Annotated in this window: 19 protein-coding genes and 2 tRNA genes; 14 read left to right on the forward strand and 7 right to left on the reverse strand. The window is 67.1% G+C overall.

Annotated features, from left to right (window positions below; all coding sequences use genetic code 11):
* Positions 1-10 precede the first annotated feature (10 nt).
* The 4 genes from ettA (at position 11) to A5775_RS12515 (ending at position 7673) form a co-directional block, all read left to right on the forward strand.
* Positions 11-1687, forward strand: coding sequence for an energy-dependent translational throttle protein EttA (ettA, locus tag A5775_RS12500; protein ID WP_067252443.1), 1677 nt, complete (start codon positions 11-13; stop codon positions 1685-1687).
* A gap of 78 nt (positions 1688-1765) precedes the next feature.
* Complete coding sequence (locus tag A5775_RS12505) at positions 1766-6604, forward strand: NAD-glutamate dehydrogenase (protein WP_067252446.1); 4839 nt, start codon at positions 1766-1768, stop codon at positions 6602-6604.
* Complete coding sequence (locus A5775_RS12510; RefSeq protein WP_067252448.1) at positions 6601-7014, forward strand: thioesterase family protein; 414 nt, start codon at positions 6601-6603, stop codon at positions 7012-7014. The genes A5775_RS12505 and A5775_RS12510 overlap by 4 nt, the downstream gene beginning before the upstream one ends.
* Positions 7002-7673: a hypothetical protein gene (locus A5775_RS12515; protein WP_067252450.1), complete on the forward strand. Its 672-nt coding sequence runs from the start codon at positions 7002-7004 to the stop codon at positions 7671-7673. The genes A5775_RS12510 and A5775_RS12515 overlap by 13 nt, the downstream gene beginning before the upstream one ends.
* Before the next feature lie 82 nt (positions 7674-7755).
* Here A5775_RS12515 and A5775_RS12520 read toward each other — a convergent pair whose 3' ends face one another.
* The 3 genes from A5775_RS12520 to A5775_RS12530 form a co-directional block, all read right to left on the reverse strand.
* Complete coding sequence (locus tag A5775_RS12520) at positions 7756-8772, reverse strand: pyridine nucleotide-disulfide oxidoreductase (RefSeq protein WP_067252508.1); 1017 nt, start codon at positions 8770-8772, stop codon at positions 7756-7758.
* Positions 8773-8860: 88 nt separating this feature from the next.
* Complete coding sequence (locus A5775_RS12525; RefSeq protein ID WP_369827827.1) at positions 8861-10453, reverse strand: glycoside hydrolase family 13 protein; 1593 nt, start codon at positions 10451-10453, stop codon at positions 8861-8863.
* Entirely contained in the window at positions 10453-10848 is a 396-nt protein-coding gene (locus A5775_RS12530) for a globin (protein WP_067252454.1), read from the reverse strand. The genes A5775_RS12525 and A5775_RS12530 overlap by 1 nt, the downstream gene beginning before the upstream one ends.
* 144 nt (positions 10849-10992) lie before the next feature.
* Between A5775_RS12530 and A5775_RS12535 the strand changes: the two genes are divergently transcribed.
* The 3 genes from A5775_RS12535 (at position 10993) to A5775_RS12545 (ending at position 12389) form a co-directional block, all read left to right on the forward strand.
* Positions 10993-11640, forward strand: coding sequence for an HNH endonuclease (locus A5775_RS12535; RefSeq protein WP_067252509.1), 648 nt, complete (start codon positions 10993-10995; stop codon positions 11638-11640).
* 67 nt (positions 11641-11707) lie between these two features.
* Positions 11708-11935 carry a hypothetical protein gene (locus tag A5775_RS12540; RefSeq protein ID WP_067252458.1) on the forward strand — a complete coding sequence of 76 codons (228 nt, stop codon included), beginning with the start codon at positions 11708-11710 and terminating at the stop codon, positions 11933-11935.
* Complete coding sequence (locus tag A5775_RS12545) at positions 11922-12389, forward strand: DUF5130 domain-containing protein (RefSeq protein WP_067252460.1); 468 nt, start codon at positions 11922-11924, stop codon at positions 12387-12389. Before A5775_RS12540 ends, A5775_RS12545 begins: the two co-directional genes overlap by 14 nt.
* A gap of 71 nt (positions 12390-12460) precedes the next feature.
* Here the strand turns inward: A5775_RS12545 and pepN are convergent, their stop codons facing one another.
* Positions 12461-15046: an aminopeptidase N gene (pepN, locus tag A5775_RS12550; RefSeq protein WP_067252462.1), complete on the reverse strand. Its 2586-nt coding sequence runs from the start codon at positions 15044-15046 to the stop codon at positions 12461-12463.
* A gap of 91 nt (positions 15047-15137) precedes the next feature.
* On the opposite strand from pepN, the gene A5775_RS12555 reads away from it, so the two are divergent.
* The 3 genes from A5775_RS12555 to A5775_RS12565 are packed head-to-tail and all read left to right on the forward strand — an operon-like array spanning position 15138 to position 17111.
* Entirely contained in the window at positions 15138-15761 is a 624-nt protein-coding gene (locus A5775_RS12555; RefSeq protein ID WP_067252464.1) for a DsbA family protein, read from the forward strand.
* Between the two features lie 45 nt (positions 15762-15806).
* Positions 15807-16286: a ribose-5-phosphate isomerase gene (locus A5775_RS12560; RefSeq protein ID WP_067252466.1), complete on the forward strand. Its 480-nt coding sequence runs from the start codon at positions 15807-15809 to the stop codon at positions 16284-16286.
* Between the two features lie 18 nt (positions 16287-16304).
* The gene (locus tag A5775_RS12565) at positions 16305-17111 is read left to right on the forward strand and encodes an Fpg/Nei family DNA glycosylase (protein ID WP_067252468.1); all 807 of its coding nucleotides are present in this window, start codon (positions 16305-16307) and stop codon (positions 17109-17111) included.
* A gap of 417 nt (positions 17112-17528) precedes the next feature.
* On the opposite strand, the gene A5775_RS12570 is transcribed toward A5775_RS12565, so the two are convergent.
* Positions 17529-18719, reverse strand: a complete 1191-nt coding sequence (locus tag A5775_RS12570; RefSeq protein ID WP_067252470.1) for a serine hydrolase domain-containing protein — start codon at positions 18717-18719, stop codon at positions 17529-17531.
* Between the two features lie 32 nt (positions 18720-18751).
* A tRNA-Gly gene (locus tag A5775_RS12575) sits at positions 18752-18822 on the reverse strand.
* A gap of 147 nt (positions 18823-18969) precedes the next feature.
* Between A5775_RS12575 and A5775_RS12580 the strand changes: the two genes are divergently transcribed.
* The 4 genes from A5775_RS12580 (at position 18970) to clpP2 (ending at position 21842) form a co-directional block, all read left to right on the forward strand.
* Positions 18970-19046 (forward strand) — tRNA-Pro (locus tag A5775_RS12580).
* Positions 19047-19113: 67 nt separating this feature from the next.
* Positions 19114-20493: a trigger factor gene (gene tig / locus A5775_RS12585; protein ID WP_067252472.1), complete on the forward strand. Its 1380-nt coding sequence runs from the start codon at positions 19114-19116 to the stop codon at positions 20491-20493.
* Between the two features lie 126 nt (positions 20494-20619).
* Positions 20620-21210 (forward strand): ATP-dependent CLP protease proteolytic subunit ClpP1, encoded by a 591-nt coding sequence (gene clpP1, locus A5775_RS12590; protein WP_067252476.1) that lies wholly within the window; start codon positions 20620-20622, stop codon positions 21208-21210.
* The gene (clpP2, locus tag A5775_RS12595) at positions 21207-21842 is read left to right on the forward strand and encodes an ATP-dependent CLP protease proteolytic subunit ClpP2 (RefSeq protein ID WP_067171181.1); all 636 of its coding nucleotides are present in this window, start codon (positions 21207-21209) and stop codon (positions 21840-21842) included. Before clpP1 ends, clpP2 begins: the two co-directional genes overlap by 4 nt.
* Positions 21843-21864: 22 nt before the next feature.
* On the opposite strand, the gene mmuM is transcribed toward clpP2, so the two are convergent.
* Positions 21865-22788, reverse strand: a complete 924-nt coding sequence (gene mmuM, locus A5775_RS12600) for a homocysteine S-methyltransferase (protein WP_231995169.1) — start codon at positions 22786-22788, stop codon at positions 21865-21867.
* Between the last annotated feature and the right edge of the window lie 264 nt (positions 22789-23052).

Below are 23052 nucleotides of genomic sequence, written 5' to 3' on the forward strand. Positions count from 1 at the left end.
TAACTGCGGCATGGCTGAGTTCATCTACACGATGAAAAAGGTCCGCAAGGCGCACGGCGACAAGGTGATCCTGGACGACGTCACGTTGAGCTTCTATCCAGGCGCCAAGATCGGTGTCGTCGGGCCCAACGGCGCCGGCAAGTCGAGCGTCTTGCGAATCATGGCGGGCCTGGACAAGCCGAACAACGGTGACGCCTTCCTGGCCAACGACGCGACCGTCGGCATCCTCCTGCAGGAGCCGCCGCTGAACGAGGAGAAGACCGTTCGCGGCAACGTCGAAGAAGGCCTGGGCGAGATCAAGGTCAAGCTCGACCGCTTCAACGAGGTCGCGGAGTTGATGGCCACCGACTACTCCGATGAGTTGATGGAGGAGATGGGCCGGCTGCAGGAGGAGCTCGATCACGCCGACGCGTGGGACCTCGATTCGCAGCTGGAGCAGGCGATGGACGCGCTGCGCTGCCCGCCGCCCGACGAACCGGTGACCAACCTGTCCGGTGGTGAGCGCCGCCGGGTCGCGCTGTGCAAGCTGCTGTTGTCCAAACCCGACCTGCTGCTGCTCGACGAGCCCACCAACCACCTGGACGCCGAGAGCGTGCAGTGGCTCGAGTCGCACCTCGCCTCCTACGCGGGCGCGATCCTGGCGGTCACCCACGACCGGTATTTCCTCGACAACGTCGCTGAATGGATCCTGGAACTCGACCGCGGCCGCGCGTATCCGTACGAGGGCAACTACTCCACGTACCTGGAGAAGAAGGCCGAGCGGCTGGCGGTGCAGGGGCGCAAGGACGCCAAGCTGCAGAAGCGGTTGACCGAGGAGTTGGCGTGGGTGCGCTCGGGAGCCAAGGCGCGCCAGGCCAAGAGCAAGGCGCGGCTGCAGCGCTACGAGGAGATGGCCGCCGAGGCCGAGAAGACCCGCAAGCTCGACTTCGAGGAGATCCAGATCCCGGTCGGTCCGCGGCTGGGCCATGTGGTGGTCGAGGTCGAGCACCTCGACAAGGGCTACGACGGCCGCACCCTCATCAAGGACCTGTCGTTCACGCTGCCGCGCAACGGCATCGTCGGGGTCATCGGACCCAATGGGGTCGGTAAGACCACGCTGTTCAAAACCATCGTGGGTCTCGAGCAGCCGGACAGCGGCACGGTCAAGGTCGGCGAGACCGTCAAGCTGAGCTACGTCGACCAATCCCGCGCCGGTATCGATCCCAAAAAGAACGTCTGGGAGGTCGTCTCCGACGGGCTGGATCACATCATCGTCGGCCAGACCGAGGTGCCGTCGCGCGCCTACGTGTCGGCGTTCGGGTTCAAGGGGCCAGACCAGCAGAAGCCGGCGGGCGTGCTCTCCGGCGGCGAGCGCAACAGGCTCAACCTCGCGCTGACGCTCAAGCAGGGCGGAAACCTCATCCTGCTCGACGAGCCCACCAACGACCTCGACGTCGAAACCCTGAGCTCGCTGGAGAACGCCCTCGAGCAATTCCCCGGTTGCGCGGTGGTCATTTCGCACGACCGCTGGTTCCTGGACCGCACCTGCACGCACATCCTGGCGTGGGAGGGCGACGACGACAACGAGGCCAAGTGGTTCTGGTTCGAGGGCAACTTCGGCGCATACGAGGAAAACAAGATTGAACGCCTCGGTGCCGAAGCGGCGCGGCCGCACAGAGTGACCCACCGCAAGCTGACGCGCGACTAGTGTCGGCTCTGCCCCCCGCCGCGCGGGAACGGGGCGATTGAGCGCATTGACAACCGTCGCCAGTTGGGAGCAGTCGGCATGACGATCGATCCCGGACCCGAACAGGATGTCGAGCCGTGGACGACCTTCACCCAGCCGCAGGACATTCCCCAGTGGATCTCGAAAGCCTATGTGGAGAGCTATCGCGGTCCGCATAACGACCAATCCGCGGGCGAGACCCTTCCGGTCGTGACGGTCCCGGCGGCGATCGTCACCCCGGCCATGCTGGGCGCGCACTACCGGCTCGGCCAGCACCGTCCCGACGGCGAAAGCCGCGTCGCCGTCTACCCGGCGGAGGACCCCGCCGGGTTCGGCCCGGCGCTGCAGGTGGTCACCGACCACGGCGGCATGCTGATGGATTCGGTCACCGTGCTGCTGCACCGCCTCGGCGTTCCGTACACGGCGATCATGACGCCGGTCTTCGACGTGCATCGCAACGCCGCCGGAGACCTACTCAGGGTCGAGGCGAAGCCCGAGGGCGCATCGCAATACACCGGCGAGGCGTGGATACACGTGCAGCTCCTGCCCTCCGTCGACAGCAAGGGGCTCACCGAGGTCGACCGGCTGTTGCCCAGGGTTCTGGCGGACGTTCAACGGGTCGCCAGCGACGCGTCGGCCTTGATCGCCACCCTGGACGACCTGGCCGCCCAGGTCGAAGCCAACGAGCACGACCACTTCTCGGCGCCGGACCGCGACGACGTCGCGGCCCTGTTGCGCTGGCTGGGCAACGGCAACTTCTTGCTGCTCGGCTACCAGCGCTGCCACGTGCACGACGGCCGCGTCTCCGGCGACGGGACCCCCGGCCTCGGCGTGCTGCGCACCCGCACCGGGTCTCGCCCCCGGCTGACCGATGACGACAGGCTGCTGGTCCTGGCGCAATCCGTGGTAGGCAGCTATCTGCGATACGGCGCCTACCCGTACGCCATCGCGGTTCGTGAATACGTCGACGGCGGGCTGCTCGAGCATCGCTTTGTCGGGCTGTTCACGGTCGCCGCCATGAACGCCGACGTGCTGGAAATCCCCACGATCTCGCGGCGGGTCCGCGAGGCGCTGGCGATGGCCGACAGCGACCCGATCCACCCTGGTCAGCTGCTGCTCGACGTCATCCAAACCGTTCCCCGCTCCGAGCTGTTCACGCTGAGCGCCGCACGGTTGTTGGCGATGGCCAAAGCGGTGGTGGATCTGGGGCCGCAACGAAACGCGTTGCTGTTCCTCCGCGCCGACAGCCTCCAATACTTCGTGTCCTGCCTGGTGTATCTGCCCCGCGACCGCTACACCACCGCGGTGCGGCTGCAGATCGAAGACATCCTGGTCCACGAATTCGGCGGCACCCGACTGGAATTCACCGCGCGCGTCAGCGAATCACCGTGGGCCCTCATGCATTTCATGGTCCGCCTGCCTTCCGATGACCCCGGCGCCACACCGGTCGACATCTCCGAGGACAACCGGGTCCGCATCCAGGCGTTGCTGAGCGAAGCGGCGCGCACTTGGACCGACCGGCTGATCGCCGCTGCCGCCGAAGGCTCCGTCGGGCACGCCGACGCGGAGTACTACGCGGACGCCTTTCCCGAGGTCTACAAGCAAGGCGTGACGCCGGCCGATGCTATCGATCACATCGCGATCATCAAAGAGCTGCAAGACAATTCGGTCAAGCTGGTGTTCCTCGAAAGCGAGGACGGATCCGCCCAGCTGACCTGGTTCCTGGGCGGCCGCACCGCCTCGCTGAGCCAGCTGCTGCCGATGCTGCAGAGCATGGGCGTCGTGGTGCTCGAAGAGCGGCCGTTCACCGTCACCCGGTCGGACGGGCTACCGGTGTGGATCTATCAGTTCAAGATATCTCCGCACCCGACCATCCAGTTGGCGTCGACGCAGGCCGACCGTGACGCGATGGCCGAGCGATTCGCCGACGCGGTCACCGCAATCTGGCACGGACGCCTCGAGATCGACCGCTTCAACGAACTGGTGATGCGTGCCGGGCTGCGGTGGCAACAGGTCGTACTCCTGCGCGCATACGCAAAGTACTTGCGGCAAGCCAACTTCCCCTACAGCCAGTCCTACATCGAATCGGTGCTCAACGAACACCCCTCGACCGCGCGGTCGCTGGTGGCGCTCTTCGAGGCGCTGTTCGACCCCAACCCGTCGAGTTCCTCGACGGGCCGCGACGCGCAGGCGGCCGCCGCGGTGGTCGCCGCCGACATCGACGCGCTGGTGGGCCTGGACACCGACCGCATCCTGCGTGCCTTCGCATCACTGGTGCAGGCCACGCTGCGGACCAATTACTTTGTGACGGGCGAGGGTTCGGCGCGCGCCCGCAACGTGCTGGCGATCAAGCTGGACGCCCAGCTGGTCGACGAGCTGCCGCTGCCGCGCCCCAAATACGAGATCTTCGTCTATTCGCCCCGGATCGAAGGCGTGCACCTGAGGTTCGGCCCGGTGGCCCGCGGCGGCCTGCGCTGGTCGGACCGCCGAGACGACTTCCGCACCGAGATCCTGGGCCTGGTCAAGGCGCAAGCCGTCAAGAACGCCGTCATCGTGCCGGTCGGGGCCAAGGGCGGGTTCGTCCTCAAGCGCCCACCGCTGCCCACCGGGGACGCCGCCGCCGACCGCGACGCCTCCCGCGCCGAGGGCGTCGCCTGCTATCAGCTGTTCATCTCCGGCCTGCTCGACGTCACCGACAACGTCGACCACGCCACCGGAAACGTCAGCCCGCCGCCCGAGGTGATACGGCGCGACGGCGACGACGCGTACCTGGTGGTGGCGGCGGACAAGGGCACCGCCACCTTCTCCGACATCGCCAACGACGTCGCCAAGTCCTACGGATTCTGGCTCGGTGACGCGTTCGCGTCCGGCGGGTCGGTCGGCTACGACCACAAGGCCATGGGCATCACCGCCAAGGGGGCGTGGGAGGCCGTCAAACGGCACTTCCGGGAGATGGACGTCGACACCCAGACCGAGGATTTCACCGTGGTCGGCATCGGTGACATGAGCGGCGACGTGTTCGGCAACGGCATGCTGCTGAGCAAGCACATCCGGCTGCTCGCCGCCTTCGACCACCGGCACATCTTCCTCGACCCCGACCCCGACGCGGCGGCCTCGTGGGAGGAACGCCAACGGATGTTCGACCTGGCGCGGTCCAGCTGGGACGACTACGACACGTCGCTGATCAGCGAGGGCGGCGGCGTGTACAGCCGCGAGCACAAATCCATTCCGGTCAGCCCCCAGGTCCGCGATGTGTTGGGCATCGACGGTGACGTCAGCGAAATGTCCCCACCCAACCTGATCAAGGCCATCCTGCAGGCGCCGGTGGATCTGCTGTTCAACGGCGGGATCGGCACCTACATCAAGGCCGAGTCCGAATCCGACGCCGACGTCGGTGACCGCGCCAACGATCCGGTGCGGGTCAACGGTTCCGCGGTGCGCGCCAAGGTGATCGGTGAAGGCGGCAACCTCGGGGTGACCGCGTTGGGTCGCGTCGAGTTCGATCTGGCGGGCGGCCGGATCAACACCGACGCGATGGACAACTCGGCCGGCGTGGACTGCTCGGACCACGAGGTCAACATCAAGATCCTGATCGACTCCCTGGTCACCGCCGGCAAAGTCAAGCCCGAGGAGCGCAAACCGCTGCTGGAGTCGATGACCGACGAGGTCGCCCAACTGGTGCTCACCGACAACGAGGATCAGAACGACCTGATCGGCACCAGCCGCGCGAACGCGGCCAGCCTGTTGCCGGTGCACGCCAGGCTGATCCAGTACCTGGTGGACGAGCGCGACATCAACCGGGAGCTGGAAGCGCTGCCCTCGGAGAAGGAGATCCAGCGGCGCTCCGAGGCGGGCATCGGGCTCACGTCGCCGGAGATGTGCACCCTGATGGCACACGTGAAGCTGGGGCTCAAGGAGGAGATGCTCGAGACCGAACTGACCGAGCAGGACGTGTTCGCGTCCCGGTTGCCCCTGTATTTCCCGAAACCGTTGCGGGAACGGTTCACTCCGGAGATCCGCACGCACCAGCTGCGCCGCGAGATCGTCACCACCATGCTGATCAACGATCTGGTGGACGCCGCCGGCATCAGCTACGCCTTCCGGATCGCCGAGGACGTCGGGGTCGGGTCGGTCGACGCGGTGCGCACCTACGTCGCCACCGACGCCATCTTCGGCGTGGGGGAGATCTGGCGGCGCATCCGCGCGGCGAATCTGCCGGTCCCCCTGTCGGATCGGCTCACGCTGGACACCCGGCGGCTGGTCGACCGTGCCGGACGCTGGCTGCTCAACTACCGTCCGCAGCCGTTGGCGGTCGGCGCCGAGATCAACCGGTTCGCCGCCAAGGTCAAGGCGCTGACGCCGCGCATGTCGGAATGGCTGCGCGGCGACGACAAGGCGATCGTGGAAAAGGAGGCCGCGGAATTCGCCTCCCAGGGTGCGCCCGAAGACCTGGCCTACACGGTGGCCGCGGGCCTCTACCACTTCAGCCTGCTCGACATCATCGACATCGGCGACATCAACGACATCGACGCCGCCGAGGTCGCCGACACCTATTTCGCCCTGATGGACCGCCTCGGCACCGACGGTCTTCTGACCGCGGTATCCGAACTGCCCCGAAGGGACCGCTGGCACTCGTTGGCGCGCTTGGCAATCCGCGACGACATCTACGCCTCGCTGCGGTCGCTGTGCTTCGATGTGCTCGCCGTGGGTGAGCCCGACGAAAGCGGTGAAGAGAAGATCGCCGAGTGGGAACACCTGTCCGCGTCCAGGGTCGAGCGGGCCCGCCGAACGCTGATGGAGATCCAGGAAAACGGGGACAAGGATCTCGCGACGCTGTCCGTCGCCGCGCGACAAATCCGGCGCATGACCCGCACGAGCGGAAGAGGTTCATCGAGTTGAGCATCGGCTTCGTCGCGCCCGTGCTGGTGCGCTGGTCGGACATCGACATGTATCAGCACATCAACCACGCCACCATGGTCACAATCCTCGAAGAGGCGCGGGTCCAGTTCCTGCGCGAAGCGTTCGAGGTCGACATCTTGACCATCGGGTTGCTCATCGCCGAAGTCAAGGTGACCTACAAAGGCCAGCTGCGGCTGGTGGATTCGCCGCTGCAGGTGACCATGTGGACCAAGCGCTTGCGGGCCGTCGACTTCACGCTGGGCTATGAGGTGCGCTCAGTCTCCGCGGATCAGGAGTCGAAGCCCGCCGTCATCGCCGAGTCGCAACTGGCCGCCGTCCATATCGAAGAGGAGCGACTGGTGCGCCTTTCGCCACAACATCGGGAGTATCTGCAGCGGTGGATCAGGTAGCCGACCGAGGACTATGGCTGGGCGCCGACTTCAGGGACGCCCACCGCACGGATCTGGCCGCGTTCGTCGATCGCGCGCTGCGTCTCGACGACGCCGCGATCATCCGCTTGCGCACCCGATCGGACGGGCTTCTGGCGGCCTGGGTCGCAACGGGTTTCGACGTGCTGGCCAGCAGGGTGGTGCCGGGCGAGGTCCGGCCCGGCGATCTGTCCGTGGGTGCGGACGCGCTGGCGCGCGGCCTGTCCGCGATGGACGACTCGGGCCACGTCGATCCCGGCTTCGCGATGGACTCGGCGTGGCGGGGCGCACTGCCGCCGGATTCCGGCTTCACCCATCTCGAGGACATACCGGCCAGGGTGGTGCTCGGGCTGGCGCAAAGTGGCGCGCGACTTGCCAAGGAGCACAGCAGTTCTCAGGGCCCACCGGTGTCGTTGCTCGACCAGGAGGTCATTGAGGTCAGCGCCGCCGACGTGCGGGTGGGGTTGCCCATGCGCTGCGTGTTCGCGCTGACCGCGATGGGTTTCCTGCCGCAGTCACCCGATGCGGTCGACGCCGACGAACTGATCCGGGTCCGCATCACGCCGACATGGCTGCGCCTGGACGCTCGGTTCGGTTCGGTGTATCGCCGCCGCGGCGACCCCGCGCTGCTGCTGGGCTGAGCTCGGGCGGCGCGCCCGGTTCGACGCACGAAATCAGGCTGAATTTAACGCGCGGCTGCCGACAGTCTGGCGGTGGTGGGCATCAGGGACCGTAGCGCAACCACAGCGGGAGAACGGCATCCAGATAGTCCATGAATTTCTTCAGCCCCACCCGGAATTGCCCGTATCCGTAGGGGTCTTGCGCGTATTGGGGAAACGCGATGCCCACCCCGAACAAGCCGGGGGCAAGGATTCCGTTGGTGCGGTTGTAGTCCAGCTGGCCCCACTGCGGTGTCTCGGGCAGCTTTCTGCGTTCGAAGCCGACGGTATAGACCACCCGCTCACACCGGGCCAGTCGCTCGGAGAACTCCGGGCTCGACACCCAGCACCGCTCCAGTCGTTCCGGAAGCACCCCGTCGATGTTCTCCCGCGCCCACTCCGCCGCTTGGCCCTTCAGGCCGGTATCGTCAAACAAAATCCAATCATCAAAGTACACAGCGTATTTCAGTGGTCTCTGGTAAAAGTTGATCACCCGCTTGACGGGATGGCGCAACAGATTCGGCAGCACGATCATGGCCGAGTGCGATGAGCCGAACACGGCGATCGTCGCGAACTGCAGTGGCTCTCGCGCGAGCTTCTCGGGATCGAGGGCGACCTCCACCGGAATCTCATCGAGCCCGGGGTGGGAGAGCTTTTTGGCGGCCGCCCCGACTGCCAGGATCACGTTGGTGGAGACGATGTCGTCCTGCTCCGTCTTGATCCGCCACCGCCGGTTTTCCAGGTACAGCGCGGTTGCGGTCGTCGTGAAGGTGGTGACCCGCTCGCGAAGATGCCCAGTGATCCACACCAAGGGTTCGGCGACCAGACCCAGTGCGCAGGTCTCCTGGGGGTCGACTTCCCGCAGCGGCATGGGGGGCGCCTCGTTGAACCGAAATGACTTGGAGCCGTGGAGATATTCGAGGAAGAGCCCCACGTGGGTGTTGCTCGACACCGACCGCCACTTTTGGCCGATGTCTCCGCCGGCGAACGCAGGATCGATCCAGGCGATTCTTTCGGCCGCGATCCCGTGATCCAGCAGCCTCCCCACCCCGGCGATGCCCGCCGGTCCGGCACCGATCACTGCCCACTCGTAGGAAGTCATGCACAACATATAGAGCAGTGCGCCGCGAAACGCCTACCGGGGCTCACGCCATCAACCCCGAGCGGAGCTAGGCCAGCCACGCCGCGCAGTCCGGGGGGAGCTTCCCGTCGAGCAGTGGCGCGCTCGCCAGGATGAGCTCGCCGGCCGGCAGGGGCACGGGTTGTTCGCCGCTGTTGAGCGCGCACACCAAGCCGCCGGGACGCCGGAAGATCACCGCACCGCCGGACGCCTCCAGCCACTCGACACCGTCGCCGTCGAATTCCCCTCGCCGCTTGCGCAATTCGATCGCCCGCCGGAAGAACGACAGCGTCGAGTCGGGGTCGGCGCCCTGCTTTTCGACGGTCAGCGCCGCCCATTCTTTCGGCATCGGTAACCAGGTGTCGGGCGAAGACGAGAATCCGAACGGGGGGTCGGAGCCCGACCACGGAATCGGCACCCGGCATTTGTCGCGGCCACGCTCGGTGTGCCCCGAGCGTTCCCACGTCGGGTCCTGCAACACCTCGTCGGGCAGCTCCACGTCGGGCAACCCCAGTTCCTCACCGTTGTAGATGAACACCGCGCCCGGCAGGGCGAGCATCACCATCGCCATCGCGCGGGCCCGGCGCAGCCCCAGATCGCCACCGCCGTAGCGGGTGACTTCCCGGCCGACATCGTGGTTGGACAGCGTCCAGGTCGGGATGGCGTCTTCCAGCGCGGTGGCGGCCAATGAGTTCTGGATCGCGTCATGGATCTCGACGGCGTCGAAGTCGATCCGCGTCAGCCGGAAGTTGAACCCGAGGTGCAGCTCGTCGGGCCGCAGATATTGCGCCCAGCGGGCGTTGTCGGTGACCCAGACCTCGCCGACGGTCACCGCCCCTGGATAGTCGTTGATCACCCTGCGGATGTCGCGGTGGATGTCGTGCACGCTCGGGTTGTTGAACCGCGGGTCGTCGTCGGTGTGCTGCAACACCTTGGACTCGACGTCCGGCGAATCCGGCAGCCCGGCCGGCTTGGCCATGCCGTGCGCCACGTCGATGCGGAAGCCGTCCACGCCGCGTTCCAGCCAGAAGCGCAGCGTCTTCTCGAAGTCGTCGAAGGCGTCCGGGTGCTCCCAGTTCAGGTCCGGCTGCTCGGTGTCGAACAGATGCAGATACCACTGGCCGGGATGGCCGTCGGGTTCGACCACCCGGGTCCACGCCGGCCCGCCGAAGACCGAGGTCCAGTTGTTGGGCGGCAGCTCCCCACCCGCGCCGCGGCCGTCGCGGAAGAAATACCGTTCCCGGGCATCGGTGCCCGGGCCGGCGGCCAGCGCCGCCTGAAACCACGGATGGGCCGAACTGGTGTGGTTGGGCACCACGTCCATGGTGATTTTCATGCCCCGCCGGTGCGCCGCGGCGATCAGGCGCTCGATGGCGGCCATCCCGCCGAACAGCGGGTCGATGTCGCGCGGATCGGCGACGTCGTAGCCGTGGTCGGCCATCGGGGAGACCGTGACCGGGTTGAGCCAGATCGCGTCCACGCCGAGTCGCTCGAGGTGATCCAGGCGGGCCGTCAGCCCATCCAGATCGCCGACGCCGTCGCCGTCGCTGTCGGCGAACGACCGCGGATACACCTGGTAGAACACCGCACTCGACCACCACGCTGCCGGGCTCATGGCTGCTCCGTTCGGTTCGCTGGGCATCAGAACGACGAGTTGACGAGCGAGTCGGCGGCCATCTCCAGATAGCTCAACAACTCGCGGCGGTGCTCGTCGTCGAGCGTCGTCGAATCGATGGAGGCGACGGCCGTGTGCATGCACCGCAGCCACGCGTCGCGCGCCAGGGGAGTGATCCGGAACGGGACGTGACGCATCCGCAGCCGGGGATGCCCGCGCCGGTCAGAGTAGGTGCGCGGGCCGCCCCAATACTGCTCGAGGAACATCCGCAGGCGCTCTTCGGCGCCGTCGAGGTCGTCCAGCGGATACAGCTCCCTCAGAATCTCGTCCTCGGGAACCTGGGCGTAAAAGCGGGACACGATCGCGTGGAAAGTCTCGGCGCCGCCGACCGCATCGTAAAAGGACTGTGCTACCTCATCCATCGCCGTCCATTGTGGGGCATCGTCGCGGTGGCGATCGGAGGCGGCCCGACCGAGCTCCTGCTGTTCACCGCCTCGACACGGCGTTTCACCAGCCATAGGGGTGCGATTGGCGACGAATCATGGTGGACTGTTCGCGGAGGATTTATGGCGCAGGGCAAAAGACGCCGCAGCCACCGCAGTCAGGTAGCCGCGGCAGGGTTAACCGGGCCCACACCCGTGTCATCGCTGCACAGTGTTGAAATCCATCCGGCCGGCCGCCCGGAGGGCGCTTCCATCTGGAGTCGTCGGCGGGTGCTGCTGCTGAATTCCACCTACGAGCCGCTGACCGCGCTGCCGATGCGGCGCGCGATCGTCATGGTGATTTGCGGCAAGGCCGACGTGGTGCACCACGACCCGACCGGCCCGGTCATCCACTCCGCAACCAGTTCGATCGTGATGCCGTCGGTGATCCAGCTGCGGTCCTACGTCCGCGTCCCCTACCGGGCGCGCGTCCCGATGACCCGCGCCGCGCTGATGCACCGGGATCGGTTCTGCTGCGCCTACTGCGGGGCGAAGGCGGACACCGTGGACCACGTGGTGCCACGCAGCCGCGGCGGTGACCATTCCTGGGAGAACTGCGTCGCCTGCTGCTCGACCTGCAACCACCGCAAGGGCGACAAGCTGCTCAGCGAGCTCGGCTGGGCATTGCGCCGGCCACCGATGCCGCCGACGGGGCAGCACTGGCGGCTGCTGTCGACGGTCAAGGAGCTGGACCCGGCCTGGGCCCGATACCTCGGCGAAGGCGCTGCCTGAGCAACATTCTGGTGTCCGGGCGCGCCAGTAGATCGCTTGGTGGGATACGGTTTGCGTCGTGAGTCCTATGCATCTCCACCTGATCATCGTCGGAATACCACTGCTGCTGGTGGTCGCGCTGTCGGTGCTGATCTGGTCCCACAAGGGCCCGCACCCGGCGATCTACAAGCTGGGCGAGAAGTGGACGCATCCGCCGATCCTGTGGGCCGCCGTCGGTGAAGACCTCGGCGGCCACGGCGATGGGCACGGCCGGTCGGAATTCTCAGTTGGAGGTGGCGCCAGTGGCACGTGGTGAGGTAGCGACGAGGGAACCCGCCGAGCTGCCCCACGGCTGGGTGATCACCACCAGCGGACGGGTCTCCGGGGTCACCGAGCCCGGCGAATTGTCGGTGCATTTCCCGTTTCCCACCAAAGACCTCGTCGCGGTGGACGACGCGCTGAAATTCGGGTCACGGGCTTCCAAGACGCGTTTTGCCATCTACCTGGGCGACCTGGGCAGCGACACGGCGGCGCGAGCCCGCGAAATCCTGGCTGGCGTGCCGACGCCGGACAACGCCGTGTTGCTGGCGGTCTCGCCCGACCAGAAGGTCATCGAGGTGGTCTACGGTTCCGCGGTCCGCGGTCGCGGCGCCGAGTCGGCCGCGCCGCTGGGCGTTGCGGCCGCTTCTTCGGCATTCGAGCGGGGCGATCTGGTGGACGGACTGGTCAGCGCGATCCGCGTGCTCAGCGCCGGGATTTCCCCGGCCTGACCCGTTCGTCGAGCGTCCGCAGTTGTACCTCAGCTGCGGCGTGTCGGTGCCTAAACACGCACGCTCGCACCCTATTCAGCGGCGTCGAAATGGCGTGCCCGCAGCGAACGCTTCACCCCGGCCTGGCCCTCGAGCACCAGGCGGCGCAGCGCGGCCGGCACCTCGGGGTCGGATAGGAACCTGTCCGCCGCGGCGATGCCGTCGTCGCTGATGTCCCAGTGCGGATACAGGCCGATCACCACCGTTTGGGCCACTTCGCTGGATCGACGCGCCCACACGCCCGAGATCGCCTCGAAGTAGCGCGCCGTGAACGGCTTGAGCAGGTCGTGCTGCGCCGGCGGGGCGATGCCCGCGATGATCGCGCGGGCCGTGATATTCGCCAGGGTGTCGTCCTCGACCACCGTGGTCCAGGCGTCCTCCTTGACCTGCAGCTGGGGCCGCGCCGTCGCGGCCTGCGCGCCGTGCCGCTTGCCGGCGGCGGTCGGGTCGCGCTGCACCTCGGCGTCGATGAACGGTGTGGCGGGTCCGTCGGCGTCGACCTCGCCGGCGGTGGCCAGCGCCGTGACGATCCGCCACCGCAGGTCCGTGTCGATCTCGAGGCCGGGCAATCCCAACTCCGCGGGGTCGCGGTCGAGCAGGTCCGCCAACGTCACCACGTGGCGACTCGACAGGACCGACGAGCACAACGTGTTGACGAAGGCGAGCTGGTGATCCGAGCCGGGCTGCGCGGCGCGCGCCAATTCCAGCAACCGGTCGGCGAACTGCGGCCAGCCGTACTCGCGCGCCCAGCCGGGCTCCGCGTAGGACGCCAGCGCCGTCTGCGCCTGCAGCAACAGCCGCTGCGCCACCCCCACCTCGGTTTCGGCGTGCACGCCGCCCGCCACCAGGGCCACGAAGTCGCGGGCCCGTAGTTCGGCCTCGCGGGTCATCTCCCAGGCCGCCGACCAGACAAGCGAGCGCGGCAACGGCTCAGCGATGTCGGCGATGCACTGCAGCGCGGTGCGCAGCGACTCGGCGTCCAGCCGCAACGAGCAATACGTCAGGTCGTCGTCGTTGACCAGAACCAGTTGGCCTCGCGAAACCCCAATCAGTGCAGGAACTTCCGTCACAGGGCCCTCGACGTCGAGCTCCTCGCGGTGGACGCGGACCAGCTTTCCGGTTCCGTTGTCGTCGTAGATGCCGATCGCCAGCCGGTGCACCCGAGTCTCACCGGCTCCCGGGGTGGCGCCGCTTTGGGTCACCGCGAACCGGGTGAACTTGCCGCCGGCGCCCGGGCCGTCGACGTCGAAATCGGGCCGCAGCGTGTTCAGCCCCGTCGTCTTCAGCCACTGCTGACCCCAGTCGGACAGGTCGCGTCCGGACGCCTTCTCCAGCGCGGCGACCAGATCGTCGAATGTGGCGTTGCCGAACGCGTGGGTGCGGAAGTAGTCGCGCAGCCCGGCCAGGAAGTGCTCCAGCCCGACGTAGGCGACCAGCTGCTTGAGCACCGACGCGCCCTTGGCGTAGGTGATGCCGTCGAAGTTCACCTCGACGGCGGCCAGGTCCGGAATGTCGGCCGCGATCGGATGGGTCGAGGGCAACTGGTCCTGGCGGTAGGCCCACGACTTCTCGACGGTCGCGAACGTCGTCCAGGCCTCCCTGAATTCGGTTGCCTCGCTTTGACACAGCACCGAGGCGAAGGTCGCAAACGACTCGTTCAGCCACAGGTCGTCCCACCAGGCCATGGTGACCAGATCGCCGAACCACATGTGCGCCATCTCGTGCAGCACGGTCTCGGCGCGCCGCTCGTAGGAGGCCCGGGTGACTTTGCTGCGGAAGACGTAGTCCTCCAGGAAGGTCACCGCGCCCGCGTTTTCCATTGCGCCGGCATTGAATTCGGGGACGAACAGCTGATCGTATTTCCCGAACGCGTAGGGCAGCCCAAAGTTCTTGTGGTAGAAGCCAAATCCCTGCTTGGTCTGGGTGAAAAGCCGCTCGGCGTCCATGTGTTGCGCCAGCGACGCCCGGCAGTAGATGCCCAGCGGGATTTCCCCGTGTTCGTCGGTGTAGGTGTCCTTCCACTCGGCGTACGGGCCGGCGATCAGGGCGATCAGGTAGGTGCTCATCCGCGGGGTGGTGGCGAACGTGTGCAGGCCGTCGATCACCGACACCGTCGCGCCGTTGGAGATCACCTTCCAGTGCTTGGGTGCGATCACCCGCACGTCGAAGGTCGCCTTGAGGTCGGGCTGATCGAAGCAGGCGAACATGCGCTTGGCGTCGGCGGTTTCGAATTGCGAGTACAGGTAGGTCTCGTTGTCGACCGGGTCGACGAACCGATGCAGACCCTCACCGGTGTTGGAGTAGCGGCAGTCGGCGTCCACCACGACGACGTTGCGGTCGGCCAGTCCGCGCAAGGCGATGCCGGTGGATTCGTCGTATCCGGAGACGTCCAGATCGCGGCCGTTGAGCGTGGCGCCGCGCACCGTGTCGGCGGCGATGTCGATGACCGTGTCGGCGCCGGCGAGCGCGTCGAACACCACCGTGGTGACCGAGCGGAAGGTCCGTTCGCCGGGACCGCCGTGGGAGTCGGTGAGATCGAGGTCGATCTGGTAGCTGGCGACGGTGATCAGGGAGGCGCGCTCGACAGCTTGTTCGCGGGTCAGGTTGGGGAGTGCCACGTGTCCAACCTACGGGTCGGGCAAACCGGGAACAGGAGCGAGAGGCCTACGGTTGTGCAGATCAGACTTCCAACCGACGAGAGGACCGGACATGCCTGACAACGCGCCCGCGAAGAACAAAGCCGATTTCTGGTTCGACCCACTGTGCCCGTGGGCGTGGATCACCTCGCGCTGGATCCTCGAGGTGGAAAAGGTTCGCGACATCGAGGTGAACTTTCACGTAATGAGCCTGGCGGTGCTCAACGAAAACCGCGAGGGTCTGCCTGACGAATACCGCGAACGGTTGGCCAAGGCCTTCGGTCCGGTGCGGGTGGCGATCGCCGCCGAGCAGGCCCACGGCGCCGAGGTGCTGTCTCCGCTGTACACAGCGATGGGAACGCGGATCCACAACGAGGGCAACAAGGAACTCGAGGACGTGATCAAGCTGGCGCTCGCCGACGTGGGCCTGCCGGCCGAGTTGGCGGAGGCCGCGAACAGCGACGAGTACGACGAGGCGCTGCGCAAGAGCCACCACGCCGGCATGGACGCGGTCGGCGACGACGTCGGCACGCCGACCATCCACGTCAACGATGTGGCGTTCTTCGGGCCGGTGCTGTCCAAGATTCCGCGCGGCGAGGAAGCGGGCAAGCTGTGGGACGCCTCGGTGACCTTCGCGTCCTACCCGCACTTCTTCGAGCTCAAGCGCAGCCGCACCGAGAACCCCGAATTCGACTAGACCGCTCGGGCGGACGCGCCGCGCGGCTGTGTAAGGATTGCGGGCATGCGCGTCTACCTCGGCTCTGACCACGCCGGATTCGAGCTCAAGCAGCAGATCATCGAGCACCTCGGCAAATCCGGCCACGAGCCGATCGACTGCGGCGCCTTCACCTACGACGCCGACGACGACTACCCGGCGTTCTGCATCGCCGCCGCGACGCGCACGGTGGCCGACCCGGACAGCTTGGGCATCGTGCTGGGCGGGTCGGGCAACGGCGAGCAGATCGCCGCCAACAAGGTTCCCGGTGCCCGATGCGCGCTGGCCTGGAGCGTCGAAACCGCGACCCTGGCCCGCGAACACAACAACGCACAGCTGATCGGGATCGGCGGTCGCATGCACACCCTGGCGGAGGCGCTGGCCATCGTCGACGCCTTCGTGACCACGCCATGGTCGAAAGCCGAACGCCACCAACGGCGTATCGACATCCTCGCCGAATACGAACGCACCCACCAAGCCCCGCCGGTACCCGGCGCCCCGGGCTGACGCCGGAAAGGTCTGCGCGTGCCCGAAGGGCATACCCTGCACCGGCTGGCCCGGCTGCACCAACGCCGCTACGCCGGCGCGCCCGTGTCGGTGTCCAGTCCGCAGGGCCGCTTCGCTGATTCGGCCGCGGTGGTCGACGGCCGGGTGCTGCAGCGCACCAGCGTCTGGGGCAAACACCTGTTTCACCACTACGCCGGCGGTCCGATCGTGCACGTGCATCTCGGCCTGTACGGCGCCTTCACCGAATGGGAACGTCCCGACGACGGGTCGCTTCCCGAGGCGGTTGGGCAGGTGCGGATGCGCATGATCGGCGCCGACTACGGCACGGACTTGCGCGGCCCGACGGTGTGCGAAGTCATCGACGAAGGACAGGTCAGTGACGTGGTGGCCCGCCTGGGCCCCGACCCGTTGCGCGGCGATGCCGATCCGTCGTGGGCGTGGAAGCGGATTACCAAGTCTCGCAGGCCTATTGGCGCGCTATTGATGGATCAGACCGTCATGGCCGGCGTAGGCAACGTCTATCGCAGCGAGTTGCTGTTCCGCCACGGCATCGACCCATTCCGCCCGGGCCGCGACATCGGCGAGGCAGAGTTCGATGCGGCCTGGACCGATCTGGTGGCCCTGATGAAGGTGGGTTTGCGCCGGGGCAAGATCATCGTGGTGCGGCCCGAACACGATCACGGGGCGCCGTCGTATCGGCCCGACCGGCCGCGCACCTACGTCTACCGGCGTAGCGGCGATCCCTGCCGGGTGTGCGGAGACCTGATACGCACGACCGTGCTGGAGGGCCGCAACGTTTTTTGGTGCCCGACATGCCAGAAATGACGGCGGAAGCGCCCAATTCTCTGGTTTGAGTTCAATCTGCGCGGGCATTGCTGTCTCCATGAAGACTCTCGCTCGATCAGCTGCAACGATTTCCGCAATAGCAGGTCTCGGGCTGGCAGGGCTGGGCGTCGCGAGCGACGCGCAGGCGCAGCCCGGCCCGTTCCCGCAATGGTGCCCTGGGGATTTCTGGGACCCCGGCTGGGGCGACAACTGGGACAACGGGCACTGCCATGACAACTGGCGTGGGCCCGGACCTAATCCGTACATCGGCCCGGGGGGACCCGGCGGTCCCGGTGGACTGGGTGGACCCGGTGGACCGGGTGGGCCCGGCGGACCGGGTGGGCCTGGCGGGGGCGGACCCGGCGGCGGTGGCGGACACGGCGGCGGAGGCGGTGGCGGCGGCCACTGACGCCGTCGCTAGAGGACACCCAGCACGGAGTAGACCTCGTTACTGAGGACCAGGCTGCGCGGATCCGCGTTGGCCTTGGTGGGGTCGAAGTGATTCGCCACGTACGCGTAACCGATGCGGTGCTCCAAGTCGACGAATCCGAACGAGCCACCCAACCCTCCGTGGCCGAAGATCCGCGGGTTGGGCCCGTTGACGCACCGCTGGTTGAGCATGTATCCCAGGCCCCAGCCGTGGTCGGCGACCCGCGGCCCCAGCACCAAATCGGTGTCCAGCCCACCCTGACAGACGCGCACCAGGTCCATGTGCTCGCGACTGAGCACCTTCTCCTGGGCGAGCGCGTTGTAGAACGTCGCCAACCCCAACGCCGACACCTGCCCGTTGGTCCCAGGGAACTCGAGTTCGCGCCACAGGCTCAGATCGTGTGAGCCGAGTTCGTCGTCGGGGGCGAACCCCATCGAGATGGACAGCGCCGCCTTGGGGTGCTCGGCCAGGCTGGTCGGGTACCCGGGGGCCTTCGCGTCGGCCAGCAGGTCCCGGGCGTGCGGCTTGTTGATCCGCTCGGCGCAGCGGTGTTGTGCGGCCAGCGGCAGCCCGATGTGGACGTCGGCGCCGAACGGTTCGGCGATCTCGGTGCGCAGGTAGTGGCCGATCGTGCGGCCCGTCACCCGGCGGAACACCTCACCCATAATGAAACCGAAGGTGGTCATGTGATAGCCCTGCGCGGTGCCCGGCTCCCACCAGGGCTCGGCCGCGGCCAGCTGTTCGCAGACGTAGTCCCAGTCGGCGACCTGTTCCCAACGCATCCGGGTGCGGGGCCCGATCACGCCCGACCGGTGGCTCATCACCATCGCCAGCGTGATGTCTTGTTTGCCGGCCTGGGCGAACTCGGGCCAGTAGTGGGCCACCGGGGCCTGCAGGTCCAGCTCGCCGCGGTCGGCCAGTTGGTGCACGCAGGTGGCCGACAGGCCCTTCGTGCCGGACAGCACGGTGGTCAGGGTGTTCTGCTGCCATGGCCGCGTATGGGCGGCGTCGGCCCAGCCACCCCACAGATTGACGACGAGAGACCCGTCCACCCACACCGCGACGGCCGCGCCGACTTCGTCGCCGAGAGTGAAATTTCGCTCGAACACGTCGCGAACCCCGACGAAGTCCGGCGCGCACGAGCCATGAATCGACGCGTCCGTCGTCAGGTCGCTCATGGCGCCTCTCTATCGAGCAGATGGTTAGCCCGAGCGGGCGACGGGAATCGAACCCGCGTAGCTAGTTTGGAAGACTAGGGCTCTACCATTGAGCTACGCCCGCATGTATTAGTCGAGCGTGACTGTAGCTGGCGACGAAGATCAAATCTAATCGACGCGGCTTTGTGATCACCCCGTGAGTTCCGCGAGGTCGCTGCCAAGCCTGTGACGGACCGCGCTTCGCGGGGCCTTAGGATCATCGAGGTCAGCGCGGGGTGTAGCGCAGCTTGGTAGCGCATCCGCTTTGGGAGCGGAAGGCCGCAGGTTCAAATCCTGTCACCCCGACCAGCACGACCGGCCCGTGCGCTGCGCACGGCCCACCGACCACCAGGAACGAGCACCGAGGAGCACACCCGTGAAGAGCACCGTCGAGCAGTTGAGCCCCACCCGGGTGCGCATCAATGTGGAGGTCCCCTTCTCCGAACTCGAGCCGGACTTCCAGCGGGCCTACAAGGAGTTGGCGAGGCAGGTGCGTCTGCCGGGCTTCCGGCCGGGCAAGGCGCCGGCGAAGTTGCTGGAGGCCCGTTTCGGCCGGGAGGCGATGCTCGATCAGGTCGTCACCGACGCGCTGCCCGCGCGGTACGGCCAGGCGGTCGCCGAGTCGGAGGTACACCCGCTGGGCCAGCCCGAGATCGAGGTCACCAAGAAGGAGTACGGCGAGGAGCTGGCGTTCACGGCCGAGGTCGACATCCGCCCCAAGCTCACCCTGCCGGACCCGGGTTCCCTGACCATCTCGGTGGACTCCATCGAGGTCAGCGACGACGACGTCGACGCCGAACTGCAGTCTCTGCGTAGCCGATTCGGCACCCTGACCGGAGTGCAGCGGCCGGTCGCCGACGGTGACTTCGTCTCCATCGACTTGTCGGCCACCATCAACGGCGAAGAGGTGCCGGGAGCCGCCGCGCAGGGGCTGTCCCACGAGGTCGGCTCCGGCCGGCTCATCGCGGGCCTCGACGAAGCGCTGGTCGGTTTGTCCGTCGACGAATCCAAGGAGTTCACCGCGCAGTTGGCCACCGGCGAGCACGCGGGCCAGGACGCGCAGGTGACCGTTACGGTCAAGTCGGTCAAGCAGCGCGAGTTGCCTGAGCCCGACGACGAGTTCGCTCAATTGGCCAGCGAGTTCGACACCATCGACGAGCTGCGGTCGAACCTGCGCGACCAGGTCGGCCAGACCAAGCGCGCTCAGCAAGCCGAAAGCATTCGCGACGCCGCCATCGACACCTTGCTCGAGCAGGTCGACATCCCGCTGCCCGAAGCGATCGTGAAGGCGCAGGTCGACAGCGCATTGCACAACGCCCTGCACAGCCTCGACCACGACGACTCCAAGCTCGACGAAGTGCTCGCCCAGCAGGGGAAGTCTCGCGAGGAGTTCGAGACCGAGACGCGCACCGCCGCCGAGACCGACGTCAAACGGCAGTTGCTGCTCGACGCGCTGGCCGACGAACTGCAGGTGCAGGTCGGCCAGGACGACCTGACCGAGCGGCTGGTGGCGACTTCCCGCCAGTACGGCATCGAGCCCCAGCAGCTGTTGGCCTACCTTCAGGAGAACAACCAGCTGCCGTCCATGTTCGCCGATGTGCGCCGCGCGCTGGCCATCGCCGAGGTGATCCGCGCGGCGACGGTCACCGACACCGCTGGAAACACCGTCGACACCGATGAGTTCTTCGGCAAGCGCGCGGAGGCCGACTCAGCCGAGTCGGCGGGCGAGTTGGAAGAGGCCGACGCCGAGGAGTGACCGCGCGATGACGCTGTGAGCGAACGCGCCCGTTTCGGGGGTGCGTGGCCGCGAAACGGCGGGCTCGGTTGGTTAGTGTCGGTGAAGACAGATCTCGAGAAAGCAGGTAATCCGGTCGTGACTGACATGCGTTCAAACTCGCAGGGTCTCAACCTCACGGACTCCGTCTATGAGCGCTTGCTGTCCGAGCGCATCATTTTCCTGGGTTCGGAGGTGAGCGACGAAATCGCCAATCGGCTGTGCGCGCAGATTCTGCTGCTCGCCGCCGAGGACGCCACCAAGGACATTTCGCTGTACATCAACTCGCCCGGCGGATCGATCAGTGCCGGGATGGCGATCTACGACACCATGGTGCTGGCGCCGTGCGACATCGCCACGTACGCGATGGGCATGGCCGCCTCGATGGGTGAGTTTTTGCTGGCGGCGGGCACCAAGGGCAAGCGCTACGCGCTGCCGCACGCCCGCATCCTGATGCACCAGCCGCTCGGCGGGGTGACCGGCAGCGCGGCCGACATCGCCATCCAGGCCGAGCAGTTCCACGTCATCAAGAAGGAGATGTTCCGGCTCAACGCTGAATTCACCGGCCAGTCGATCGAACGCATCGAGGCCGACTCCGACCGCGACCGTTGGTTCACCGCGCAGGAAGCCCTCGAATACGGCTTCGTCGACCACATCATCACCCGCGCCGCCCACATCAGCAATGGAGAAGCCCGATGAACCCCGAAACCCAGCCTCAGGCGCGCTACATCCTGCCGTCGTTCATCGAGCACTCCAGCTTTGGGATCAAGGAGTCCAATCCCTACAACAAGCTGTTCGAGGAACGCATCATCTTCCTCGGCGTCCAGGTGGACGACGCGTCGGCGAACGACATCATGGCGCAGCTGCTGGTGCTCGAGTCGCTGGACCCCGACCGCGACATCACCATGTACATCAACTCGCCCGGTGGCGGGTTCACCTCGCTGATGGCGATCTACGACACCATGCAGTACGTGCGGGCCGACATCCAGACGGTGTGCCTGGGCCAGGCCGCCTCGGCGGCCGCGGTGTTGCTGGCCGCCGGAACCCCGGGCAAGCGGATGGCGCTGCCCAACGCCCGGGTGCTGATCCACCAGCCCTCGCTGCAGGGTGTGATCCAGGGACAGTTCTCCGATCTGGAAATCCAGGCCGCCGAAATCGAGCGGATGCGCACCCTGATGGAGACCACGTTGGCCCGCCACACCGGCAAGGACGCCGCGACGGTCCGCAAGGACACCGATCGGGACAAGATCCTGACCGCCGAAGAGGCCAAGGACTACGGGATCATCGACACCGTGCTGGAATACCGGAAGCTTTCCGCCCAGTCCGCCTAGCCCCTTTTCACCGAACGTGCACTCACGGCGAGTTTTCGGCTGATTTTTCGCTCTGATTGCACGCTCGGCGCAACGCGGCGATCTCGGCGGGGCCGACGCGGCAGCAGCCGCCGACGATGCGGGCCCCGGCCGCGATCCACTGCGAGGCGAGGTCCGCGCTGAAGCGCGGCCGACCGATCCACCTGTGCCGCAAGGCATCCCAGCGCTCCCCGCTGTTCGGGTAGACGATGACGGGCTTGCCGATCGCCGATGCGCTCGCGATTGCGGGCAGCACGTCGTCGGGCGCGCAGCAGTTGACCCCGACGGCCACGATCTCGTCGACGCCGGCGGCCACCGCGAACGCGTCGGCCAGCGGTTGCCCGGCACGGGTCCGCGCGCCGTCGATGGTGTAGCTCAGCCACGCCGGCATCCCGACCGAGCGCACCAGTTCGACCAGCGCCTGCGCCTCGTCGACGTCGGGCACGGTTTCGCATGCGAGCACGTCGGCACCGGCGGCCGCCAAGGTCTCCAGCCGGGGACGATGCCATCGCGCCAACCCCGCGACCGACAGCCCGTAGCGTCCGCGGTACTCCGAGCCATCGGCCAGCGCCGCGCCATACGGTCCGACCGATGCGGCGACGAGGAGACCCGCAGCGCCGGCCTCGGCGCGCGCGGCCTTGGCGAGTTCGACGCTGCGCCGCAATAGCCCGGCGGCCTCGTGTCGATCCAGTCCGCGCGCCGCGAAGCCCTCGAATGACGCCTGGTAGCTCGCCGTCGTCGCGATCGCGGCACCGGCGCGAAAGTAGGCGGCGTGGACGGCGACGATCTCATCCGGGGCGTCCGCGAGCAGCCTGGCCGACCACAACCGGTCGGACAGGTCATGACCGCGCGCCTCGAGCCCGGTGGCCAACCCGCCATCGAGCAGCACGGTTCCGCTGGGCCAGGTAAAACCCACGGCCAAACCCACGTGGCCACTGTAGGGTGATTGCTTGGGGGTTCGCCCAGGCCTCGGGTGACCGTTCGGGTTGGGTCGGCACCTCCGCCGGAGGCGGAATCAGGCGGCCGCCGGACTCAGTCGCATTACGACTGCGACACGCCAAAGACACGCAAAGCGCGCCTTTCGCGAGGGACGGGCACTGTCGGGCTATATCTTTCCTCCATACGGAAGAGGCAATGAACTCCCGCAAATACCATGCGCGCGATTCGGCGTTTATGGTCGCGGCGGGCCCGA

The sequence above is a fragment of the Mycobacterium sp. 852002-10029_SCH5224772 genome (genome assembly GCF_001667315.1).
GTDB lineage: Bacteria > Actinomycetota > Actinomycetes > Mycobacteriales > Mycobacteriaceae > Mycobacterium.